The organism is Methylibium rhizosphaerae (assembly GCF_006386545.1).
Lineage (GTDB): Bacteria > Pseudomonadota > Gammaproteobacteria > Burkholderiales > Burkholderiaceae_C > Pseudorivibacter > Pseudorivibacter rhizosphaerae.
The window spans coordinates 1-1,129 of the sequence record NZ_SWAR01000141.1 but is presented as its reverse complement, the minus strand read 5'-3'; the positions used below and the strand labels follow the sequence as shown (position 1 = coordinate 1,129).

Genomic DNA, 1,129 nt, shown 5'->3' with positions numbered 1-1,129 from the left:
GCAGCTCAGCGCCGACGAACGCGCGGTGCGCGACGCGGCGGCCGCCTACTGCCAGGACCGCCTGGCCCCGCGGGTGCTCGAAGCCTTTCGCCACGAGCACACCGACGCCGCCATCTTTCGCGAGATGGGCGAGCTGGGCCTGCTGGGGGCGACCATCCCCGAGGCCTACGGCGGCGCCGGCCTCAACTACGTGAGCTACGGCCTGGTGGCCCGCGAGGTCGAGCGGGTGGACTCCGGCTACCGCTCGATGATGAGCGTGCAGAGCTCGCTGGTCATGGTGCCGATCTTCGAGTTCGGCAACGAGGCGACGAAGCAGAAGTACCTGCCGAAGCTGGCCCGCGGCGAATGGATCGGCTGCTTCGGCCTGACCGAGCCCAACCACGGCTCCGACCCCGGCAGCATGGTCACGCGCGCGCGCAAGGTGCCCGGCGGCTACAGCCTCAGCGGCAGCAAGATGTGGATCACCAACAGCCCGATCGCCGACGTGTTCGTGGTGTGGGCCAAGGACGACGAGGGCGCCATCCGCGGCTTCGTGCTCGACAAGGGCACGCCGGGGCTGAGCGCGCCGGCCATTCACGGCAAGGTGGGGCTGCGCGCCTCCATCACCGGCGAGATCGTGCTGGACAACGCCTTCTGCCCGGAAGAGAACGCCTTCCCCGAGGTGCGCGGGCTGAAGGGTCCGTTCACCTGCCTGAACTCGGCGCGCTACGGCATCGCCTGGGGTGCGCTGGGGGCGGCCGAGGACTGCTTGCAGCGCGCGCGCCAGTACACGCTGGACCGGCGGCAGTTCGGCAAGCCGCTGGCGGCCAACCAGCTGGTGCAGAAGAAGCTGGCCGACATGCTGACCGACATCACGCTGGGGCTGCAGGGCTGCCTGCGGCTGGGGCGGCTGAAGGACGAGGGCGGCGCGCCGGTGGAGCTGACCAGCATCATGAAGCGCAACAGCTGCGGCAAGGCGCTGGAGATCGCCCGCACCGCGCGCGACATGCTGGGCGGCAACGGCATCTCCGACGAGTTCGGCGTGGCGCGCCACCTGGTGAACCTGGAGGTGGTCAACACCTACGAGGGCACCCATGACGTGCATGCGCTCATCCTCGGGCGCGCCATCACCGGCATCGCGGCGTTCTGA

At 70.1% G+C, this 1,129-nt stretch carries 1 protein-coding gene; it reads left to right on the top strand.

Features of this window, described 5'->3' with window-relative positions; genetic code table 11:
- On the top strand, window positions 1–1,129 hold a 1,129-nt coding region (locus E8D38_RS27820; protein ID WP_140637550.1), incomplete at its 5' end, for an acyl-CoA dehydrogenase.